This window comes from Paraburkholderia sp. PREW-6R, from assembly GCF_039621805.1.
Lineage (GTDB): Bacteria > Pseudomonadota > Gammaproteobacteria > Burkholderiales > Burkholderiaceae > Paraburkholderia.
In genome coordinates this window covers 61,455-83,308 of record NZ_CP155073.1, presented here as the reverse complement: position 1 = coordinate 83,308, position 21,854 = coordinate 61,455, and the positions used below count along the sequence as shown (strand labels likewise).

18 protein-coding genes and 1 tRNA gene are annotated in these 21,854 nt (G+C 60.7%); 8 read left to right on the top strand and 11 right to left on the bottom strand.

Annotation, left to right across the window (positions count from 1 at the left end; all coding sequences use genetic code 11):
• The first annotated feature begins 145 nt into the window (after positions 1 to 145).
• Entirely contained in the window at positions 146 to 2,839 is a 2,694-nt protein-coding gene (locus AAGS40_RS00360) for a DNA topoisomerase III (protein ID WP_345812450.1), read from the top strand.
• 147 nt (positions 2,840 to 2,986) lie between these two features.
• On the opposite strand, the gene AAGS40_RS00355 is transcribed toward AAGS40_RS00360, so the two are convergent.
• Both AAGS40_RS00355 and AAGS40_RS00350 read right to left on the bottom strand, forming a co-directional pair.
• Positions 2,987 to 4,087 carry a LysR family transcriptional regulator gene (locus AAGS40_RS00355; RefSeq protein WP_345812449.1) on the bottom strand — a complete coding sequence of 367 codons (1,101 nt, stop codon included), beginning with the start codon at positions 4,085 to 4,087 and terminating at the stop codon, positions 2,987 to 2,989.
• A gap of 342 nt (positions 4,088 to 4,429) precedes the next feature.
• Entirely contained in the window at positions 4,430 to 6,298 is a 1,869-nt protein-coding gene (locus AAGS40_RS00350) for a phosphoenolpyruvate carboxykinase (GTP) (RefSeq protein ID WP_345812448.1), read from the bottom strand.
• A 402-nt stretch (positions 6,299 to 6,700) separates the two neighbouring features.
• Between AAGS40_RS00350 and AAGS40_RS00345 the strand changes: the two genes are divergently transcribed.
• Positions 6,701 to 7,714, top strand: a complete 1,014-nt coding sequence (locus tag AAGS40_RS00345; RefSeq protein WP_345812447.1) for a D-2-hydroxyacid dehydrogenase family protein — start codon at positions 6,701 to 6,703, stop codon at positions 7,712 to 7,714.
• Positions 7,715 to 7,805: 91 nt separating this feature from the next.
• Here the strand turns inward: AAGS40_RS00345 and AAGS40_RS00340 are convergent, their stop codons facing one another.
• Complete coding sequence (locus AAGS40_RS00340; protein WP_345812446.1) at positions 7,806 to 8,702, bottom strand: patatin-like phospholipase family protein; 897 nt, start codon at positions 8,700 to 8,702, stop codon at positions 7,806 to 7,808.
• A 35-nt stretch (positions 8,703 to 8,737) separates the two neighbouring features.
• The gene (locus tag AAGS40_RS00335; protein WP_345812445.1) at positions 8,738 to 9,142 is read right to left on the bottom strand and encodes a PaaI family thioesterase; all 405 of its coding nucleotides are present in this window, start codon (positions 9,140 to 9,142) and stop codon (positions 8,738 to 8,740) included.
• Between the two features lie 202 nt (positions 9,143 to 9,344).
• On the opposite strand from AAGS40_RS00335, the gene AAGS40_RS00330 reads away from it, so the two are divergent.
• Positions 9,345 to 9,420, top strand: a tRNA-Lys gene (locus tag AAGS40_RS00330).
• 134 nt (positions 9,421 to 9,554) lie between these two features.
• On the opposite strand, the gene AAGS40_RS00325 is transcribed toward AAGS40_RS00330, so the two are convergent.
• From AAGS40_RS00325 to cadR, 5 genes are all read right to left on the bottom strand, one after another.
• Positions 9,555 to 10,349 (bottom strand): ABC transporter substrate-binding protein, encoded by a 795-nt coding sequence (locus AAGS40_RS00325; RefSeq protein ID WP_345812444.1) that lies wholly within the window; start codon positions 10,347 to 10,349, stop codon positions 9,555 to 9,557.
• A gap of 54 nt (positions 10,350 to 10,403) precedes the next feature.
• A complete protein-coding gene (locus AAGS40_RS00320) occupies positions 10,404 to 11,558 on the bottom strand; it encodes a pyridoxal phosphate-dependent aminotransferase (protein WP_345812443.1) in 1,155 nt (384 codons plus the stop codon).
• A 317-nt stretch (positions 11,559 to 11,875) separates the two neighbouring features.
• A complete protein-coding gene (gene dbpA / locus AAGS40_RS00315) occupies positions 11,876 to 13,279 on the bottom strand; it encodes an ATP-dependent RNA helicase DbpA (RefSeq protein ID WP_345812442.1) in 1,404 nt (467 codons plus the stop codon).
• Between the two features lie 51 nt (positions 13,280 to 13,330).
• Positions 13,331 to 13,531, bottom strand: coding sequence for a hypothetical protein (locus AAGS40_RS00310; protein ID WP_345812441.1), 201 nt, complete (start codon positions 13,529 to 13,531; stop codon positions 13,331 to 13,333).
• A gap of 105 nt (positions 13,532 to 13,636) precedes the next feature.
• Positions 13,637 to 14,068, bottom strand: coding sequence for a Cd(II)/Pb(II)-responsive transcriptional regulator (gene cadR, locus AAGS40_RS00305; RefSeq protein ID WP_345812440.1), 432 nt, complete (start codon positions 14,066 to 14,068; stop codon positions 13,637 to 13,639).
• Between the two features lie 362 nt (positions 14,069 to 14,430).
• On the opposite strand from cadR, the gene adh reads away from it, so the two are divergent.
• Together adh and AAGS40_RS00295 are read left to right on the top strand one after the other, a co-directional pair.
• Complete coding sequence (adh, locus tag AAGS40_RS00300; protein WP_345812439.1) at positions 14,431 to 15,951, top strand: aldehyde dehydrogenase; 1,521 nt, start codon at positions 14,431 to 14,433, stop codon at positions 15,949 to 15,951.
• 65 nt (positions 15,952 to 16,016) lie between these two features.
• Positions 16,017 to 16,412 carry a DUF779 domain-containing protein gene (locus AAGS40_RS00295; protein ID WP_345812438.1) on the top strand — a complete coding sequence of 132 codons (396 nt, stop codon included), beginning with the start codon at positions 16,017 to 16,019 and terminating at the stop codon, positions 16,410 to 16,412.
• Positions 16,413 to 16,416: 4 nt separating this feature from the next.
• On the opposite strand, the gene eutC is transcribed toward AAGS40_RS00295, so the two are convergent.
• Both eutC and AAGS40_RS00285 read right to left on the bottom strand, forming a co-directional pair.
• On the bottom strand, positions 16,417 to 17,214 hold the full coding sequence (eutC, locus tag AAGS40_RS00290) for an ethanolamine ammonia-lyase subunit EutC (RefSeq protein WP_345812437.1): 798 nt from the start codon (positions 17,212 to 17,214) through the stop codon (positions 16,417 to 16,419).
• The gene (locus tag AAGS40_RS00285; protein WP_345812436.1) at positions 17,211 to 18,605 is read right to left on the bottom strand and encodes an ethanolamine ammonia-lyase subunit EutB; all 1,395 of its coding nucleotides are present in this window, start codon (positions 18,603 to 18,605) and stop codon (positions 17,211 to 17,213) included. Before AAGS40_RS00285 ends, eutC begins: the two co-directional genes overlap by 4 nt.
• Positions 18,606 to 19,068: 463 nt before the next feature.
• On the opposite strand from AAGS40_RS00285, the gene AAGS40_RS00280 reads away from it, so the two are divergent.
• The 3 genes from AAGS40_RS00280 to AAGS40_RS00270 all read left to right on the top strand — a co-directional run bounded on the left by AAGS40_RS00280 (position 19,069) and on the right by AAGS40_RS00270 (position 21,520).
• Positions 19,069 to 19,551 (top strand): GyrI-like domain-containing protein, encoded by a 483-nt coding sequence (locus AAGS40_RS00280; RefSeq protein ID WP_345812435.1) that lies wholly within the window; start codon positions 19,069 to 19,071, stop codon positions 19,549 to 19,551.
• 539 nt (positions 19,552 to 20,090) lie between these two features.
• Positions 20,091 to 20,777: a hypothetical protein gene (locus AAGS40_RS00275; RefSeq protein ID WP_345812434.1), complete on the top strand. Its 687-nt coding sequence runs from the start codon at positions 20,091 to 20,093 to the stop codon at positions 20,775 to 20,777.
• Positions 20,702 to 21,520: a reverse transcriptase family protein gene (locus tag AAGS40_RS00270; RefSeq protein WP_345812433.1), complete on the top strand. Its 819-nt coding sequence runs from the start codon at positions 20,702 to 20,704 to the stop codon at positions 21,518 to 21,520. The genes AAGS40_RS00275 and AAGS40_RS00270 overlap by 76 nt, the downstream gene beginning before the upstream one ends.
• Positions 21,521 to 21,854: the final 334 nt, after the last annotated feature.

Below are 21,854 nucleotides of genomic sequence, written 5' to 3'. Positions count from 1 at the left end.
CGCTTTTATGGCACTTGACACGTCGCGTTTGCTGCGTGTGCTATAAAGCGGTCGTCAAAGGGTCGCAAAGGTCGCAAACGAGGGTCGCGCGCTGATTCGCGCACTCAAGACCATCAACCCGGTTCTACCAACCTCACATCGAGTCATGTCCAAAGCACTGATCATCGCCGAAAAGCCTTCCGTCGCGAACGACATCGCGCGCGCTTTGGGCGGCTTTACCAAGCATGACGAGTACTACGAAAGCGACGACTACGTCCTTTCCTCGGCAGTCGGCCATCTGCTGGAAATCGCCGCGCCCGAAGACTATGAAGTCAAGCGGGGCAAGTGGAGCTTCGCCAACCTGCCCGTCATTCCACCGCATTTCGATCTGAATCCGATTGCCAAAAGCGAGTCGCGCCTGAAGGTGCTGACCAAGCTGCTCAAGCGCAAGGACATCGATCGCCTCATCAACGCATGCGACGCGGGGCGCGAGGGCGAGCTGATTTTCCGCCTGATCGCGCAGCACGCCAAAGCCAAACAGCCGGTGCAACGCCTGTGGCTGCAGTCCATGACGCCTGCGGCGATCCGCGACGGCTTTGCGCGTCTGCGCAGCGACGAGGAAATGCAGCCGCTCGCCGACGCCGCGCGCTGTCGTTCGGAAGCGGACTGGCTCGTCGGCATCAACGGCACGCGCGCGATGACGGCGTTCAACAGCAAAGGCGGCGGCTTCTTCCTGACGACTGTGGGCCGGGTGCAAACGCCGACGCTGTCGATCGTGGTGGAGCGCGAAGAAAAGATTCGCCGCTTCGTGCCGCGCGATTATTGGGAAGTGAAAGCGGAATTCGTGTGCGCGGCGGGTTTCTACGAGGGCCGTTGGTTCGACCCGAAGTTCAAGCGTGACGAGTTCGATCCCGAGAAGCGCGACTCGCGCCTGTGGGCGCTGCCCGCGGCAGAGACGATCGTCGCTGCCTGCCGCGGCCAGATCGGTACGGTGACCGAGGAATCGAAACCCTCTACGCAACTGTCGCCGGCACTATTCGACCTGACCAGCTTGCAGCGCGAAGCCAACGGGCGTTTTGGCTTTTCGGCCAAGAACACGCTCGGCCTCGCCCAGGCGCTCTATGAAAAGCACAAGGTGCTGACCTATCCCCGGACCGACGCGCGTGCGCTGCCCGAGGATTACATGGACACGGTCAAAGAAACGCTCGGCATGCTCAAGGAGAGCAACAACTATCTGCCGTTCGCCAAGCAGGTGCTCGACAAGGGCTGGGTGAAGCCGAACAAACGCATTTTCGATAATTCGAAGATCAGCGACCACTTCGCCATTATCCCCACGCTTCAGGCGCCAAAAAATCTGTCCGAGCCGGAACAGAAACTGTACGACCTGGTGGTGAAGCGCTTCCTGGCGGTGTTCTTCCCCGCCGCCGAATATCGCGTGACCACGCGGATCACCGAAGTGGTGGGTCATCACTTCAAGACCGAAGGCAAGGTGCTGGTCGAACCTGGCTGGCTGCAAATCTACGGCCGCGAAATAAGCGGCGAAGATGCGAACCTCGTGCCGGTGCAGAAAGACGAAAAGGTCAAAACCGACAAGATCGCCGCGCAGCAACTGGTGACAAAGCCGCCCGCACGCTACAACGAAGCAACGCTGTTGTCGGCCATGGAAGGCGCCGGCAAGCTCGTCGAAGACGACGAATTGCGCGAAGCGATGGCTGCGAAAGGTCTCGGCACGCCGGCTACGCGCGCGGCGATCATCGAAGGATTACTGGGTGAAAAGTATCTGGTGCGTGAAGGGCGCGATCTGATTCCGACCGCGAAGGCGTTCCAGCTCATGACGCTGTTGCGCGGCCTCGGCGTGAAGGAATTGACCGCGCCGGAGTTGACTGGCGAATGGGAATACAAGCTGTCGCAAATGGAGCGCGGCAACCTGCCGCGCGACGCGTTCATGCAGGAGATCGCCCGCATGACGCAAACTATCGTCAAGCGCGCGAAGGAATACGACTCGGATACTATCCCCGGCGATTACGCGACGCTGCAGACACCTTGTCCGAACTGCGGCGGCCTGGTGAAAGAGAACTACCGTCGCTTCGCCTGCTCGAAGTGCGAGTTCTCAATCTCCAAGATTCCGGGCGGCCGTCAGTTCGAGATCGAGGAAGTCGAAGAGTTGCTCGGGAACAAGACGATCGGACCGCTGTCGGGCTTTCGCAGCAAGATGGGGCGCCCGTTCTCCGCGATCCTCAAGCTCTCGTTCGACGACGAGATCAAGAACTTCAAGCTGGAGTTCGACTTCGGCCAGGACTCAGGTGGGGATGACGGCGAACCGCCTGATTTCTCCGACCAGCAGCCGGTTGGCGCCTGCCCGAAGTGTAAAGGCCGCGTGTTCGAGCTCGGTATGAGCTATGTCTGCGAGAATTCGGTCACCAATCCCAAGACTTGTGACTTCCGCTCCGGCAAGGTGATCCTGCAACAGGAGATTCCCCGTGAGCAGATGGCCAAGCTGCTCGAAGAAGGTCGCACCGATCTGCTGACGAATTTCAAGTCGTCGCGTACCGGCCGCAACTTCAAGGCGTTCCTCGTCAAGCAGAACGACGGCAAGATCGGCTTTGAATTCGAGAAAAAGGAGCCGTCGGCGAAAACGGCGGCCAAGACAGCGGCGGCGAAGTCCGCAGCGAAAGCGGGCCCGGAAGCCGAAGACGAAGAAGACACGCAGGTTGCCGTGCAGACCGCGCCGGCCGCGAAGAAAGCTGCGGCCAAAAAGACGGCCGCTACGAAAACGGCGGCGACCAGAACGGCAGCTAAATCGGCGGCGGCCAAGAAGGCGCCGGCCAAAAAGTCGGTGGCTCGCAAGACGAGTTCGTAAGTCACGCGGCCCTTAAACAAAAAAGCGCAGTCACTGACAGGTGACTGCGCTTTTTCTTTTGCCAACCGCGACCGTCTTCAACGCGGCCCGATTCGGTTCAGTCCGGCTTATATCCGGCTCAAGCCCCGCTCAAGCCCCGCTCCCAGATCAAAGCGGTGACAACGCCGCGGACTGCGGACGGTTCGTCTGCTTGGCCAACGTCTTCGGCACGGGGGACAACTCGCTGTCCAGCAGGCGTGAGAGCGGTTCTGCGCCGTCGAACGCTTCCGGCGGCATAGGCTCCTGCGATTCGAGCGCCATCGGCCTGACGGGTTGTTCTACGCCGTCCTTGATCCACTGTTCGCCGAGCAGGCTGTTCGGCGTCTGGCTGAAATGCTCGACCAGGTGATCGATGAACGTGCGCACCTTCGCTGGCAAGTGCCGACGGCTCGGATACGCAATGTTGATCTCGACCTGCGGCAAACGGTAATCACCCAGCAGACGCACCAGACGACCACGCGTCATATCACGGCCAATCAGATAGCTCGGCAAAATCGCGATACCCATGCCGAGCAATGCGAATTGCCGCAACATTTCGGTATTGTTCGCGACGATCACATTCGACGGACGCACCCGCACCTCACCTTCCGGGCCCGTGAATACCCGCTCGTCGCCCCAATACTCGGACGGCAGGCTCAGGCACGGATGCTCCAGCAAGTGCTCCGGCCGCGTGGGCACGCCATGCTTTTCCAGATAAGCCGGCGTTGCGCACACGGTCATGCAACCGGTAGTGAGCCGCCGCGTAACGATGCTCGCGCTGCGCATTTGCCGCGCGATCACCACGCCGACGTCGAAACCTTCTTCGACCAGATCGACCTGACGGTCAACTAGCGTAACGTCGGGAATAACTTTGGGATAGCGTTCCGCATAGGTTTGCAACACGGGCGCAAGGTTGTGCAGCCCAAACACCACGGGCGCAACGATCCGCAACGTGCCGACCGGCTCGTGATTACGCGCCACCACCATCTGCTCGACGTCTTCCAGTTCGTCGAGAATCTGGCGGGCACGTTCCAGATAAACCTGGCCGGACTCGGTCAGGGAGAGGCTGCGGGTTGTGCGATTGAGCAGCCGCGTACCAAGACGGCCTTCGAGGTCGGCAACGTGACGGGTGGCAACTGCGTTGGAAATATCCATCGCGCTCGCAGCGCGGGCAAAACTGCCGAGATCCGCCACTTTGACGAAAACTCGCATCGACTGCAAATGATCCATTTGACAACTCCTGCCTTGTTACTGCTTCCTGACAATCGGTGAAAACCAGCGAAGCGAACTTGGAATTCTCCTACGACTCGTGAAATCGTGCAGAAGTTGCCCGCGATAGCGGAAAATATGTAGAAATTCGTGCGACTGTACTCTCCAATGTAGGGCACGAGCGTCAATTGTTCCGTCGGCAGCAACAATCTGCTGCAGTGCAGCTTGCACTGTCTTTTTTGTTCGAACAGACGCAGATGTCGCGCTAAGCGCCTGGACTCGGCCGCTTGCCGCTTTCACAGCCGCCACAAATGAAAAAAGCCGCCCAAAGGCGGCTTTTCTGCGAAGTGACCACTCACCTAATCAGGCGACAAGCTTGGCTTCCAGCGAGGCCTTCGCTTGGGCGAGCGCTGGCGGCAGTCCGTGCTGCAGCGTGTCGAACAATTCCGCGTGGAGCGCGAGTTCGTCGCGCCAAGCGTTGTCATCGACGGAAATGACCTGCTCGAACTGCTCGCGGGTGAAATTCAAGCCGCTCCAGTCGATGTCGTCATAGTGCGGCGACAGCCCGAACGCATGCTCTTCACCCTGCGTCGTGCCCTCGATGCGCCCGACCATCCAGCCGAGCACCCGCATGTTCTCGCCGAAGCCCGGCCATACGAACTTGCCGTTTGCGTCTTTGCGGAACCAGTTCACGCAGAAGATTTTCGGCAGCTTCGCGTTCATTTGCGCAAGCCGCTCGCCGGTTTTCAGCCAGTGACCGAAATAGTCGCTCATGTTGTAGCCGCAGAACGGCAGCATCGCGAACGGATCGCGACGCACGACGCCCTGCTGGCCCGCCGCGGCGGCTGTGGTCTCCGAGCCCATAGTCGCGGCCATGTACACGCCTTCGACCCAGTTACGCGCTTCCGTGACGAGCGGAACGGTCGTGGAGCGGCGGCCGCCGAAGATGAACGCGTCGATCGCCACGCCCGCGGGATTCTCCCAGTCCGCGTCGATCGAGGGGCACTGCGAGGCCGGCGCTGTAAAGCGCGCATTCGGATGCGCTGCCTTGCGGCCGCTTTTCTTCGCGTCAGCCGGCGTCCAGTCGTTGCCCTGCCAGTCGATCAGATGCGCCGGCGGCTCGTCGGTCATGCCTTCCCACCAAACATCGCCGTCGTCGGTCAGCGCGACGTTCGTGAAGATCACGTTTTCCTTCAGCGTGGCCATGGCGTTGTAATTGGTCTTTTCGCTCGTGCCGGGTGCCACGCCGAAATAGCCGGCTTCCGGATTGATTGCGTAGAGGCGGCCGTCCTTGCCCGGCTTGATCCACGCGATGTCGTCGCCAATCGTGGAGATGGTCCAGCCGCTCAGCCCTTGCGGCGGAATCAGCATCGCGAAATTGGTCTTGCCGCACGCCGACGGAAACGCCGCTGCCACGTGATGCTTGTGACCGTCCGGCGAAGTCACGCCGAGAATCAGCATGTGTTCGGCGAGCCAGCCTTCGTCGCGGCCCATGGTCGACGCGATACGCAGCGCAAAGCATTTCTTGCCGAGCAGTGCGTTGCCGCCGTAACCCGACCCATAGCTCCAGATTTCACGCGACTCCGGGAAGTGAACAATGTACTTCGTGTCGTTGCACGGCCACGGCACGTCCTGCGCGCCGGCTGCGAGCGGTGCGCCCACCGAGTGAACACACGGCACGAATTCGCCGTCTTCGCCCAGCACGTCGTACACCTTGCGGCCCATGCGGGTCATAATCCGCATGTTGGTCACCACGTAGGGACTGTCGCTCAGTTCCACGCCAATGTGCGCAATCGGCGAACCGAGCGGGCCCATCGAGAACGGCACGACATACATCGTGCGGCCGCGCATGGCGCCTTCGAACAGACCGTCGAGCGTGGAACGCATTTCAGCCGGCGCGATCCAGTTGTTCGTCGGGCCCGCATCTTCGGGACGTTGCGAGCAGATAAAGGTGCGATCTTCGACACGCGCGACGTCGGAAGGATCGGACCACGCCAGATAGGAATTGGGACGTTTCGCTGGATTGAGCTGGCGGAGGGTGCCCGCTTCGACCATCTGAGCACACAGGCGGTCATATTCCTCCTTGGAGCCGTCACACCAGACGATCGTCTCGGGCTGGGTCAAGGCGGCGACCCGCTGGACCCACTCGATCAGTTTCTGGTGCTTGACCCAGGCGGGTGCGCCTGCGGACGTTTGAATGGCGGACTGTCCTTCGAACGAGGGAAGATTCATCGACCTGTCTCCGTTTTGATAACAATAGAAAAACGGTACAAGCCCAGAAATGGACGCTGCTCGCGAGAGGCGTTCAATACATCGCGTCAGGGATCGGACCAGATTCAACCCGGTTTCAAACGATTCCGACGCGCCATTGCGCAGGTCATCATTGGGCTACACGGCTTGCTGGGCGGGGCGCCGGCGGACGGCTTCTGCAACCGTCTGTAAAGCGGCTTGCCTCTACACGCAACAAACTGTTAAAAACGATGTCAATCGGCCTTACTGTGGCGCCGCCGTCTTTTGCGGGAGCTTCTACGGTAAGGCATCCAGCCAGTCCGGCATGTGACCTAGGTCACATGGTGGGACAGTCAGCATAACACTCCGTTCCGCACCGCCAAGGTGCGTCGCAAGACAGACATCATGAAGATTGCCATCCTCGACGATTACCAGGACGCCGTCCGCAAGCTCGATTGCTTTCATTTGCTGGCCGACCATGAGGTCAAGGTTTTCAACAATACAGTTCGCGGTCTTGGACAACTCGCAAGCCGTCTGTCCGAAGTCGATGCGCTCGTGCTGATTCGCGAACGTACCCGCATCAACTCCCAACTGCTCGACAAACTGCCGCGTTTGCGCATGATCAGCCAGACGGGCAAAGTGTCGAGCCACATCGACCTGCACGCCTGTACCGAACGCGGCATTGCCGTGCTGGAAGGCACGGGTTCGCCATATGCACCGGCCGAGCTGACCTGGGCTCTCATCATGGCCGCGCAACGCCGCATTCCGCAATACGTAGCAAACCTTAAGCAGGGCGCCTGGCAGCAGTCGGGGCTGAAGACGTCGGCGCTGCCACCGAACTTCGGTTTAGGTCAGGTCCTGCGCGGGCAGACGCTCGGCATCTGGGGTTACGGCAAGATCGGGCGCCTGGTTGCCGGCTATGGCAAGGCTTTCGGCATGAACGTGCTGATCTGGGGCCGTGAACATTCGCGCGAAGCCGCGCGCGCCGACGGTTACGGCGTGGCGGAGAGCCGCGAGGCGCTCTTCGAACAGAGCGATGTGCTGTCGCTGCATTTGCGTCTGCATGACGACACGCGTGGCATCGTCAAGCAGGAAGATCTGATGCGGATGAAGCCGACCGCGTTGCTCGTGAACACGAGCCGGGCCGAACTGCTCGACGAGAATGCGCTGGTCAACGCGCTGTCGCACAACCGTCCGGGGATGGTCGCGATCGACGTGTACGAAAGCGAGCCTATCCTGCAGGGCTACAGCCTGCTGCGCATGGAAAACGTGATCTGCACGCCGCACATCGGCTATGTGGAGCGCGAGAGCTATGAGCAGTACTTCACCGCGGCTTTCAGGAACATCCTCGCGTTCGATGCGGGCGACACCGCGAGCGTCGCCAATCCCGAAGCGTTGCAGGGCGGACGCCGGCGATAAAACCGCTGTACCTGCAAGCCAAGGCGCCTCTGGGCGCCTTTCTTTTTCCTGCGAGCGCGCGCCTGATGACCGCCTTCGACCGGCACTCCGGCTAGAGAGACACCTGAGCCGTCTCGTTCCTCGCGCTCGCGTCCAGCAGACCTGGAAGGCGTTCGAGAAACGTCTCACCGTCGGTGCGACCGAGGTTGTACGCATGCGCCATCTGCGCCGGGCTGGTGTAATCCCAGCTCGAGATCGGCACCTTGCGCGACGGCTGCACGTAGAGCCGTTGCTGCACGCCGTGCGGGACGACGAACATCTGCGGCCTTGGATACAGCCGCGTGACCATCACCAGCACATTGCCGGGCGCGTCGGCGTCGAGCGCACCGACAGGGACGTTGTCGACCATGCCGCCGTCGAGCACCGGCCGCCCGTTGCGCCGCAAGACCGGAGTAAAAGGCGGCGTACTCGACGATTGCAGGATCAGATCCGCAAGATCTTCGACGGTTGCGCAATCCTGCGCCCGCACGAACTCAGGATGAAAACCTAACGTTTGTCCAAGCGTGGGATGCAGCGTCTTGCGAACATATTTTTCGATGTTGTATGCGATCAAACCGGCCGCGACCGCGCTGCGCGCGCCGAGCCAACGCGGCAGATGCGACACGCCGATGCGGATTTCCGGCGCGCTGGCGTCAGCAAGCGTCGAAAATTTGTCGCCGTAAATGTCCAGCAGCGCCTGCCGGTAAATGCGGTAATGCGGAAACACCGACTGGCCGCGCAACAGATTGCCCCAGTAAGCGTTGCGCGTATTGTGGCGCAGCGCCTCCTCGTAATAGCGCATGACCGAGGCCGAGTCGTTCGTGTAAAGCATGCACGCGGTCGCCGCGCCAGCCGAAATGCCGGTGATGACACGAGGGCGAATATGCAGTTCCGGCTGGACGACGTCCCAGAAACCTGCCTGCCACCAGCAGCGATTGCCGCCGCCGGCGAATACGACCTGATCGAACATCCTGTCAGTTCCTCTTAAGCCGCCGATGACTGCCGCTAATCGAGCAGCGCGTAAGTGGTCGTGGCGTGAACGGCCATGTTGCCGCTTTCATCGAACAATTCGACTTCGCCAAACACGAGATTGCGGCCCATGCGCAGCACGCGCGCGGTGATCAGCACGTCGCCCTTACGGACCGTGCGCATGAAATTGATGTTGAGTGACACGGTGCTCATCGGCTTGAAACCGCCGAGAGCGGCCGAAATGGCGACGATCATCGCGGTGTCGGCGGCGGCCATGAACACCTGGCCGCAGATCACGCCGCCCGAGTGGCGCAGGCCGCCGGAAAACGGCAGACGCAGCGTCGCGCTTTCGTCGTCCACTTTAACCGGCGTGAGCGTCAACGCTCTCACCCATGGCGCAAGGATGCGATCCAGCAGTTCCGTAATCTCTTTGTCATCCATGGCGTCCCCCGGATCAAAAGCCGCGCGACGCGTCGAACGGCAAGGTGTCCGCAACATGATACCGGGACGATGAATCGCGCGGCTTTCTGGATGCCGTTTATCGGGAGAGGCAGCCCTCCACTTTGTCGCGCGGATTTTTTAGGAAATCTGCTAAAGGGACTTGGCAATCCCGAAAAGTTGCTGCATAATTTCGCTTCTGTTTGGGGCGTTAGCTCAGTTGGTAGAGCAGCGGACTCTTAATCCGTAGGTCGAGTGTTCGAGTCACTCACGCCCCACCAAAGAATTCAAAGCCCGGTTAGCGAACGCTAACCGGGCTTTTTGCTGTTCGGATTCTCATACACGCGTGGGCAGAAACGCTCCCCCGTTGCGTCTGCATGTCGCCACCGCCCGCGCGTCCCGCATACCAGAAAACCTACTTCACGCTCACATCGATATTGCCGAGATATTTTGCGGCAAGCGTCTTCACGGTGCCGTCGGCCTGCACTTTCGCGATGGCCGCGTTCAACCTGTCACGCAGCGCGGTATCGCCTTTACGAATCCCGTATGCAATGCCGCTGCCGAGAATCCTGTCGTCGCGCACGGGCTGGCCGACGAACGCATAGTCCTTGCCTTCAGGCTTGGAAAGAAATCCGGTCTGCCCCGCCGGCGCCAGCACGAGCGTGGCATCCAGACGCCCCGCCAGAAGGTCCGCATACGCCTGATTCTGATCCTGATACGGAACGATAGTCACGCCAGCCGGCTCCCAATGCGCTTTCGCAAAGTTCTCCTGAATGGACGCCTGCAACACGCCGACACGTTTGCCCTTTAACGATTCCGGAGTCGGTAGCAAACCGCTGTCGCGCTTTGCAATCAACTGTGACGGCACGCGATAAACCACCGCCGTGAAATCGATCGCCTGACGGCGCTTTTCCGTCGCGTTCATCGCCGAATTGATTGCGTCGAACTTGCGACCCTGCAATGCAGGGATCAAGCCATCGAATGATGTTTCGACCCATTTGCAGGTCATGTGCGCGGCCGCGCACACGGCATTTCCCACGTCGATATCGAGGCCTTGCAACTCGCCATTGGCACCCTTCGATTCGAACGGCGGATACTGTGCTTCAAGTCCAAAACGCAATGTGGACGTATCGGCTGCGCTCGCGGCAGGTATGCCTATCAGCGACGCGCACGCGCAGACCAGCGCGAAGAGAGGCTTGAGCAATGTCATCGGCAGATCCTTTTCTGGTTCGATAGTGTCGTCACGCATGCATGCAGCGCGTCATCAGATTTCGCACAAACGCCGCGCACCTTCGAGCAGCGTTGCGTCGTCCTTCGAGAAGCTCAGGCGAATCAAACCGGAGTCGGTGCCATCGGTATAGAAAGCGGAAAGCGGAATCGTGGCAACGCGCGCGTCGCGAATCAGACGTAAAACGAAGTCGCTGTCGCTTTCTTCAGAGAAGCCGCGGAAGCGCGCGAGCATGAAGAACGAGCCTTCGCTCGGCAACAGTTCGAAGCGTGAACCGCGCAATGCGTCGATCAGCAGATCACGCTTTTGCTGGTAGAACACAGACAAGCCGAGATAGCTGTCGCGATTCGCCAACGCATCGACGAACGCGTACTGCATCGGCGTGTCGGCGGAAAACACCATGAACTGATGGACCTTGCGGATCTCATCCATCAGCGCGGCTGGCGCAAGGCAATAGCCTACGCGCCATCCGGTCACGTGATACGACTTGCCGAACGACGACACGATCACGCTGCGCTCCGCCAGTTCGGCGTCGCAAGCCATGCTCTGATGTTTAGCGCCGTCGAACACCACGTGTTCGTACACCTCGTCGGCCAGTATCACGATATCGGTGTTGCGCGTGATCGCCTTGAGCCGCGCGACGTCTGCCTCACGCAATACCGTGGCCGTCGGATTGTGCGGCGTGTTGATGATAATCATCCGCGTCCTAGGCGTAATCGCCGCGGCGACCTCGTCCCAGTCCACGCGGAAGTCGTCCAGCGACAGTTTGATGGGCACCGGCGTCGCACCTTGCAGGCGGACGATTGGGCCGTAGCTGTCGAACGAAGGCTCGAAGTAGATTACCTCGTCGCCGGGATGCACGAGCGCGCTGATCGCCGAGTACAAGCCTTCGCTCGCGCTGGCGATCACGGTGACTTCAGTGGCGGGATCGTAGCGCACGCCGTAGAGCGTCTCGACCTTGTCGGCGAGCGCTTCACGCAATGGGGCGATGCCGGCCATCGGCGCGTACTGGTTGTGACCGGCGCGCATGGCTTGCGCGACACCGTCCACGAGTTTCGGGTCCGGCGCGAAATTCGGCGCGCCTTGCGACAGGTTCAGCGCGTCGTACTGCGCGGCAAGCTGGCCGATCACGGTAAATATCGTCGTGCCTACGTCAGGCAATTTCGAGCGGGTTTGCGTAGCGCTCTGCATAAGGCGTCTCCCTTTCCATCCGGCAGCGGATTGACGAACAGCCATAGCGAGGCCGTCCGTTCCGGTCGATGAATTAGGCATCAGCCAATGAAGCGTCACAATCGAAACTTTGTCATGCGCGGCATGCGTTTACGTCATGACAGGCGCAAAGGCGCTTTGGTACGGGACACAGCGGGGTCGGCGCTCTGCGGGATGCATGGGAAGCCGCGCGGAGAGCCTGGCAATATGACGAAATGCGATGCGATGCGACGTGATGCAAAGCGCTTGCGCGACCCGTACGATCGCGCAAGCACAACGGCCAGCGCGCCGCCACGCGATCAGGCGTCGTCCATCAGACGCACTTTGACTTTCTTGCCTTTCACCTTGCCGGCGCTCAGCTTGCGCACCGCGTCGCGCGCGATGCTGCGTTCTACCGCGACGTAGGTGGACATCTCGGTCACATTGATCTTGCCAATCTGCGAACCGGCAAAGCCCGCTTCGCCGGTGAGCGCGCCGAGCACATCGCCGGGACGGATCTTTTCCTTGCGGCCGCCGAGAATCTGCAGCGTCTCCATGGGCGGCAGCAGCGGTTCGTTGCTCTCGCTTTTCAGTTCCGACAGCTTGTGCCATTCCACGTCGCGCTTCTGCGCATGTTCGAGATTGCCGACGCGGCCCATCTCGTTCATGCTCGCGAGGCTCAGCGCCCAGCCTTCCTGGTCGGCGCGACCGGTGCGGCCAATACGGTGCACATGCACTTCCGGATCAGGCGTCACGTCCACGTTGATCACCGCCTCGAGTTGCGCGATGTCGAGACCGCGCGCGGCGACGTCCGTTGCAACCAGCACGGAGCAGCTGCGGTTCGCAAACTGGATCAGCACCTGATCGCGTTCGCGCTGGTCGAGTTCGCCATGCAGCGCGAGCGCATGAAAACCTTGCGCCCGAAGCACGTCGAGCAGATCGCGACACTGCTGTTTGGTGTTGCAGAACGCGAGCGTGCTGACCGGCCGATAGTGGTTCAGCAACAGGCCAACTGCATGCAGACGCTCGTCCTCGGTCACTTCGTAGAAACGCTGGCGAATCTTGGTGTTGTCGTGCCGCTCGGCGAGCTTCACTTCTTTCGGATTGCGTAGGAACTGCTGGCTCAATTTGACGATGCCTTCGGGATACGTCGCCGAAAAAAGGAGCGTTTGACGTTCTTTCGGACATTGCCGCACCACCGTGGCGATGTCGTCGAAAAAACCCATGTCGAGCATGCGGTCCGCTTCGTCGAGTACCAGCGTGTTCAGCGATTGCAACGGCAGACTGCCGCGTTCGAGGTGATCCATGATGCGCCCCGGCGTGCCGACCACGATATGTGCGCCGTGTTCGAGGCTCGCGGTCTGCGGACGCATCGGCGTGCCGCCGCACAGCGTCAGCACCTTGACGTTTTCCTCGGCGCGAGCGAGGCGGCGGATTTCCTGCGTGACCTGATCGGCGAGTTCGCGCGTGGGGCACAGCACCATGGCCTGCACGGCGAAGTTGCGCACGTCGAGACGATTGAGCAATGCAAGCGAAAACGCCGCGGTCTTGCCGCTGCCGGTTTTCGCCTGCGCAATCAGATCCTGCCCGGCGAGCGCGATCGGCAGACTCGCGGCCTGAATCGGCGTCATGTCGACGTAGCCAAGTTGCGTCAGATTGGCGATCGTCGCGGCCGGTAGCGGCAATTCGCTGAACGGCGCGCCGGCGGTGTTGGGACTATTCATGGAATGGAGACTCAAATATTCGACTGATGGCGAGGCGCCGATGACTGGAATTCAAACGGCCATCGGGCCGGGATTCGGACGGCCTTCAATCTGCTCGTACAACACCGAGCCATCGTCTGCGTCGAAACGTTCGACATAATTGCGCGCACCGCACATCGGGCAGCGAAACAGAAGGCCTTGGCCTTCGTTTTTGATGACGACTTCCGACTGTTCCCACTGCGCGCCGCAGGACTGGTTTCTACAGGTAAACACGTTGATTCTCCAACTTCGATTGTCTGTTGAGCGGACCGTGCAAACGGCCCGGCCATGAATGTATGCGGTTCTGCCGGGATGCACGCAGCGAGCCGCCCGGCCGCGTCAGCCCGGATGCGTGTGCCGCGCCCGCGGCGCCCTCGCGTCCATTTCCACGCAGCCTTGACCGATGCCGCAATCCTGCGCGGCCGGTTTGTCGCGGCATTGTGCGCGCAGCGTGATGAGCTGCGCTTCAAGTTGCCTGAGTTCGTTGATACGCGCCTCGACGTGCGCGAGGTGCGCGTCGATCAGCGCATGGACCCCGCCGCGACCGCTCACGGGCGCGTCCGTCAGATGCAACAACGTGCGGATTTCGTCGTGCGTCAAGTCGAGCGCACGACAGTGACGGATAAACCGCAGTCTTTCGACATGGCGCGCGGTGTAGCTGCGGTAATTGGCCTCGGTGCGATCCGCGTCGGGCAACAAGCCCTCTTTCTCGTAGAAGCGGATGGTTTCGGTCGTACAGTGGGCGATTTTCGCCAGTTCGCCGATTTTCATCGACCCTCCGGGAACGCGGTCTTGACCTTGTAGTGGCTTCAAGGTGTTTACTAGACCACAAAACGACCGAGGAAGCCACTGCGCCGCCCCAAGACGGTCACGCAGGCGGTCGTGCCAATCCGCCGTTGCAGCCCGCAAGCGAACTGTTCAATTCCTGAACGCCACCCTGAGCAGTGATCAGAATCAGCACGGCGAGGCGTCGCACGCTGAACAGGTCTGCCGCTCATTCTCATTCGTCGAGGCCAGCTGCGCAAGCGCGCGCAGGCCTGCCGGCCGATTGGCACACTTCTGGCTCTGCCGTATCGCGGCCCGTTGCAACATCGCGCCGAAAAAGCCCATTCAAACATGTGAGGAGCACACAGATGAATCATGCAGAGATGCAGTTTCTGACCACCGAATTTCCGTACAAAAAGCAGTACGCGAATTTCATTGGCGGCGAATGGGTCGCGCCTGTTGGCGGCGAGTATTTCGACAACGTGTCGCCCATTACTGGCGAGCCGTTCACGTCGATTCCGCGTTCGCGCGAAGCCGATATCGAACTGGCGCTCGACGCAGCGCATCGCGCAAAAACCGCCTGGGGCAAAACGTCCGCCGCCGACCGTTCGAACATCCTGATGCGTATAGCGGACCGCATGGACGCGAATCTGCAGCGTCTGGCCGTCGCGGAGACGATCGACAACGGTAAGCCGCTGCGCGAAAGCATGGCCGCCGACATTCCGCTCGCCATCGACCACTTCCGCTATTTCGCCAGCGCCGTGCGCGCTCAGGAAGGCTCGATCTCGGAGATCGACCACGACACCGTCGCCTATCATTTCCACGAGCCGCTCGGCGTGGTTGGCCAGATCATTCCGTGGAACTTCCCGATCCTGATGGCGGTATGGAAGCTCGCACCCGCCCTCGCTGCGGGTAACTGCGTGGTGCTCAAACCTGCCGAGCAGACGCCGGCCTCGATTCTCGTGCTGGTCGAGCTGATTCACGATCTGCTGCCGGCCGGCGTGCTGAACGTGGTGAACGGATTTGGCCTCGAAGCCGGCAAGCCGCTGGCATCCAACAAGCGCATCGCGAAGATCGCGTTTACCGGCGAAACCACCACCGGCCGCCTGATCATGCAGTACGCGAGCCAGAACATCATTCCGGTCACGCTCGAGTTGGGCGGCAAGAGCCCGAACATTTTCTTCGACGACGTGATGGACGCCGACGACAGCTACTTCGACAAGGCGCTCGAAGGTTTCACGATGTTCGCGCTGAATCAGGGCGAAGTCTGCACGTGCCCGTCGCGCGTGCTGATCGACGAAAAGATCTATGACCGTTTTATGGAACGCGCATTGAAACGCGTCGCGGCAATCTCGCAAGGCCACCCGCTCGACACCAAGACGATGATCGGCGCACAGGCCTCGCAGGAGCAACTGGAAAAAATCCTGTCGTATATCGATCTCGGCAAACAGGAAGGCGCCGACTGTCTGATTGGCGGTGAGCGCAATGCACTCGACGGCGAACTGAGCAAAGGCTATTACGTGAAGCCGACCGTGTTCAAAGGCCACAACAAAATGCGCATCTTCCAGGAGGAAATCTTCGGACCGGTCGTGTCGGTGACGACATTCAGGAACGAAGAGGAAGCGCTCGACATCGCCAACGACACGCTATATGGCCTCGGCGCCGGTGTGTGGACGCGCGACGGCACGCGTGCATATCGCTTCGGCCGCGCCATTCAGGCCGGCCGTGTCTGGACCAACTGCTATCACGCGTATCCGGCACATGCCGCGTTTGGCGGCTACAAGCAGTCCGGTATTGGCCGCGAGAATCATAAGATGATGCTCGATCATTACCAGCAGACCAAGAACCTGCTCGTGAGCTATAGCGACAAGCCGCTCGGCTTCTTCTAAAGCGCAGCGATCCTGTTCGGGCGAGCCGCGCCATGCGGCTCGCTCATTTTCAGCGAGGATAGGTGATGGCTGATGCACACGAGGTGGCCCGCGTGATTGCCACGCCGGCAGCAATCGAGTTGATCGAGAAGCTGAAGGCCGAGTATGGCGCGGTGCTGTTTCATCAATCGGGTGGATGCTGTGACGGCAGCGCGCCGATGATGTTTCCGCAGGGCGAATTCATGGTGGGCTCGTCCGACGTGAAACTCGGTGCGATCGCAGAGGTGCCGTTTTACATGAGCGAATCGCAATTCGAATATTGGCAGCACACGCAATTGATCATCGACGCCGTGCCTGGCAATGGCGGCATGTTTTCACTGGAACGTCCGAGCGGATTACGCTTTCTCACGCGCTCGCGTCTTTTCAAGGACGACGAGAATGCGTGGCTCGAAGCGCATCCCGTGGCGCGTGCCGATGCCTGACCCGTCATGCCGCATCGGGCTTTGATTCATCGCTGACGGCGGGTGGCCTGGGCGCATCCGCCAGCAGCGCATCGCTGTCGTCTTTCAGCCCGACGCCCGTCAGACCGAGACGCCTTGCATGTGTCAACAGGTAGTGCAGTTTGTGCGCAGCCAGCGGGTAGTCGAGCCCCTCGGGCCGCACGTTCGAAATGCAGTTGCGTTGCGCGTCACTGCAACCCACTTTCGGCGCGTAGGTCAGGTAAATGCCGAGACTGTCGGGAGAACTCAAGCCCGGCCGTTCACCGATCAGCATCACGACTAACTTCGCGTCGAGCAGTTCTCCGATCTCATCGCCCAACGCCACGCGCGCCTGCCGCGCGACCACCACCGGGCCAATTTTCCAGTCAGCGAGCCGTGGCAGAACCGCTTGCAAAAGCGGAATGGCCTGCTTCGACGCCGCGAATGCCGACAGGCCGTCGGCGATCACGAACACGACCTCCGGCGACTGCGCCGCGTGTTGCCGCAGCCGCTCGCGGCTCTCGTCCGACAAGCGTCTGCCTAGATCCGGTCGCCGCAAGTAATGCTCACGATCCGGCGCGGCGCTGTGCACGTCCAGCGTGGCGATGTTTTGCACACGCAGCTGTTCGTGCAACGCGTCGGCGTCGAGCGGATGGTGCACGGCATCGCGCGCTTGCGCATGCGACAGGTTGAACGCGAGCAGCGGCGCGGTCGGCAGGCTGTTGCCCGCGCGGCCCAGCGCAATTCGCGCGTGGGTAAATTGCCGTAACGCATTCCAAGGATTCTTTTCGATGGAATCGGTCATGCGACGCCCATCCAGTCACTTACGCCTTCGAGCAATGGTTGCTGGCTCGACGCGCTCAGCAACGCGCCGCGCGCGTCGGTGATCTGCATCGACTCCAGCCATTCTTCGAACTCCGGCGCGCGGCGCAGTCCGAGCACATCTCGCACATAAAGCGCGTCGTGGAACGACGTACTTTGATAATTGAGCATGACGTCGTCCGCGCCGGGAACCCCCATGATGAAGTTTATGCCCGCGACGCCGAGCAGCGTGAGCAGATTGTCCATGTCATCCTGATCGGCTTCCGCGTGATTCGTGTAGCAGATGTCGCAACCCATCGGCACGCCGAGCATCTTGCCGCAGAAGTGGTCTTCGAGGCCGGCGCGCGTGATCTGTTTTCCGTCGTACAGATACTCCGGCCCGATGAAGCCCACGACTGTGTTGACGAGAAACGGGTTGAACTTGCGCGCCACTGCATAGGCGCGCACTTCGCACGTCTGCTGGTCGACGCCGGAATGCGCGTTTGCCGACAGCGCGCTGCCCTGGCCGGTTTCGAAGTACATCAGGTTATGGCCGACCGTGCCGCGATTCAGCGACAGTCCTGCTTCGTACGCTTCCTGCAACAAGGCGAGTGAAATGCCAAAGCCCGCGTTGGCCTTCTCCGTACCCGCGATCGACTGGAACACAAGATCGACGGGCGCCCCTTTCTCGATCGCGGCGATCGTATTGGTGACGTGCGTCAGCACGCAGGATTGCGTCGGCACCTGGTAGCGCTGGCGAAAATCGTCGACCATCGTCAGCAGTCTCGTGATTGCGGTGAGATTGTCGCCAGCCGGATTGATGCCGATCATCGCGTCGCCGCAGCCGTACATCAGGCCGTCGAGCATGGAGGCGGCGATGCCTTTGACGTCGTCGGTCGGATGATTAGGTTGCAGACGCACCGACATGTGTCCGGGCAAGCCGACCGTGTTGCGAAAGCGCGTAATCACTGGACGTTTGCGCGCAGCCGCGATCAGATCCTGATTGCGCATGATTTTCGACACGGCGGCGACCATCTCCGGTGTCAGACCGGCAGCGACGCGTGTGAGCGCGGCGGCATCGGTCGTGGTGCTCAGCAGCCAGTTGCGAAAATCGCCGACCGTGAGATGCGATATCTCGGCAAATGCTTGAAGAGAATGACTGTCGATCACGAGACGCGTGACTTCGTCGCTCTCATAGGGAATCAACGCTTCGTTCAGGAACGCACGCAGCGGCAGCTGAGCGAGCGCCATTCTGGCCGCGACGCGCTCTTCCTCACTCGCCGCCGCGACGCCCGCAAGCTGGTCGCCGGAGCGCTGCGGACTCGCCTTTGCCATTAACGTCTTCAGGTCGGCAAAGCGATAGGTGCGGCTGCCGATCGTCTCTGTGTAGCTCATTTACGACTCCATTGCCGCCGATCCGACAGCGGCACGCTGAAGAGGCAATCCGAGTTCGGCCCGGTTCGTCGCAGGCCGAGACGCGGTCACAGGCTGATGATAACCCTGCCTGATGGCGCCAAAATACAGTGACCGTCACGTTGCTCGCGGTCAGGCTCTTCTCCCTTATGTGGATCGACTCGCCGCCCTGGATTTCGGAGAAACTTGCCATTCCGCTTGCAGTGGATCGCGCGAAATGGGGCGCGAAGCGCAGATGTGCGGTGCAGCGCCCATCTCGCGCGTCACCGTGACGACACAGGCGGCGCCGATCCAGTGCGATCTCCGCAGCTTTGGCTAAATGGTGTCGTGATAAGGTCGCAATATTCTTGTCGCACGCTACCTTGCTGGGCGGTTCCATGAATGCATCAGACCATCGGCGGGCTATGTCGGCCGGTGTCGTTGGTCCCTTTCAGGAGACGATCAAATGACTGTGCGTGAAGTGACGATTCGCACGATGGAGCCGATGGATTTGTTGGCGGTCGATCATATCGGTCCGTACATGGAGATCGGCAAGGCGTTCGATGCGCTGTTCGGCTGGCTGGCAAAACACAATCTGCTTGCCGGAAGGATGCGGATGATCGCCGTCTATTACGACGACCCCGGCGTGGTCGAAGAGCACGCGCTGCGCTCGAAAGCGGCCGTGTTGCTGCCGCATCCGGTGCTGACTTCGGTGACGGTCAGTCCGCCGGTTGCTATCGCGCATATAGCCGGCGGTGATTACGCGGTGTTGGAGCACAGTGGACCGTATAGCGATCTCGGCGCCGCTTATGACTGGCTGTACGGCACGTGGCTCGTACAGTCAGGCAGAGAAGCGGCCAATGCGCCAGCCTTCGAGGAATACCTGAACAGCCCGACGGACACTGCCCCTGCAGATCTACTCACGGAAATATGTTTACCGCTCGTCTGAGAAGCTGACGAGGCTGTCGATACGCTGTCTTAAGGAGCATCTGCAGGCGAGCGTGGCACCCTGCTCACCTGCTTCTCTGGTTTTTACAGTCTTCGTATATGTATACGTAGTAATAGTTAACAAGCATCGCCTCATGCTGTGGATAACCTGAAACTTGGTCGACGGATCAACGGACTGTGGATTCGATAACCCTGCGATGTAAACAGCGGGAATCAGCGCGAGCGACGGACAACTTGTCTGCCGGGACATTCGATCGCCGTGTTATCAAGATTCCGCCCACAACGAGTGCGGCGGGTTGTACACAAGTTGTCCAGAGGGCCGTGTGGATAACTGTTCGGCCTTGAATCGGTTATCAGCCAGGGGCGATGCAAAATGGCTGCGAAAAAGTGATGCGTGCGGCAACGCGTTGACAACGTGCGGGCGCGTTCATTATCTTCGCGTCGCGGGACGGCTGGTCAAGCTTGCCAGGGATGGGATGGTTTACGTTCAAGGCACTACGGGGCTACCCCGTGGATCTGAATCACTTCGCAGTTCGTCGCATGAGCGTTATTTGCGCGTTGCGCAACCCGGCTCACGCATCACAAGACGCGTTGACTGGCCTGCCCGCCTCTTCTTTCATGTCCCTATCCACGCTGCAGTACGTCACCTCCGCACTCGCCGATGCCATGCTTGCGGGTGGCCCGGAATCGGACGCGCTGGTCCGGCGGATGACGTTCGTGGTCGGTGCGTCGGCGGAGTGGATGGTGCCGCTCGCGAAACAGATCGCGAAACGCTTTGGTGCGCGCTGGGATCGCGTCGAGCGTCAACAGTTGTCGAGAATCGTGGCTGAATCGGCCGGCTTCGTCGCCGCATGGCGCGGCGACGACCCTCCGCGCGCGGTTCGTCTGTTGAAGCTGCCGCCGGCTCAGAAGCCTGCGCCGCCCTGGTTGCACGGCGCAGTGCTACCCAACCTGCCGACGCCTGGGGACGTCGCCAACTGGCTCGAACTCGACGCCGCCGAACTGGACTGGTTCGCGGACCGCTGGCGCGTGCCGGCCGGGGACGCGAATGCGCCGGTGCATCACTATGTCTATAAGGTGGTCGAGAAGCGCGACGGACGCTGTCGTCTTATCGAAATGCCAAAGTCGCTTTGCGTGGCTTGCAGCGAAAGGTGCTGCATGGCCTGCTCGACAAGGTCCCGGCGCACGAATCCGTGCATGGCTTCCGGCGTGGCCGCAGCACGCTGAGTTTCGCTGCACCTCATGTCGGCAAGGCCGTTGTGATTCGCTTCGATCTGACGGACTTCTTCGCGTCCGTCCATGCCGGACGTATTGATGCCATCTGGCGTGCTTTGGGCTATCCGGGCGAGGTTGCACGCTGCCTGACGGGTCTGTGTACCAATCGCGTTCCGAGCGCACGTCTGCTCGCGCCTGATTTACGTGAGCGCTTTGACTGGCAGGAGCGGCGACGCTATCGAGATCGGCACTTGCCACAAGGCGCGCCGAGTTCGCCCGCGCTCGCCAACCTGTGCGCGTATCGACTGGATCTTCGGCTAGCGGGCCTCGCGCGTTCGCTCGGGGCTCGCTATACGCGCTATGCCGATGACCTTGCGTTTTCGGGCGACGGCGATCTTGCGAGGATGGCCGAGCGTTTGGCGATTCGCGTCGCGGCCATTGCGATCGAGGAAGGGTTCACGGTCAACCTGCGCAAGACGCGTGTGATGCGCGCTGGAGCGCGGCAACATCTGGCAGGGGTGGTCGTCAATCGTCATCCGAATCTGATGCGGCCGGAGTTCGACCGGTTAAAAGCAGTGCTGACGAACTGTGTCAGGCATGGGCCGCGCTCGCAGAATCGTGAGGGTCTCGAAGACTTTCGCGCACACCTCGCCGGACGGGTCGCGCATGCGGAGAGGCTGAATGCGGCGCGGGGCGGCAAATTGCGGGCGATTTTCGACGCGATTGAGTGGGAGGGGGACGAGGCGGTTGAGTGAGCTTGTGAGGCGTAGACGACCCGCAAGATTGGACGTTGAGATACGCGTAGCCAGTCTTGGAGGACTGTCTTGCCCGCAATCTTAAGCTCGTGGAGCATGACACAGGTGTCGCCTTAGCTTGTTGCGGAGCGGGCATCGATCTGTGCAAGCTGACTGGTATTTCCAGTCTTTGACGGCGCTATTTCTAAACTAAAGGCTGCCGATGAGCGATGCGGAGATTCTGGTTTGCGTTGTCATCCAGATGCAAGTCGATCTCGAGTCTGCGCAAAAAAAACCCATAAGTTTTTCAACTTATGGGTTCGTTTTTATCAGGTTATGCGGCTAGCTACAAACA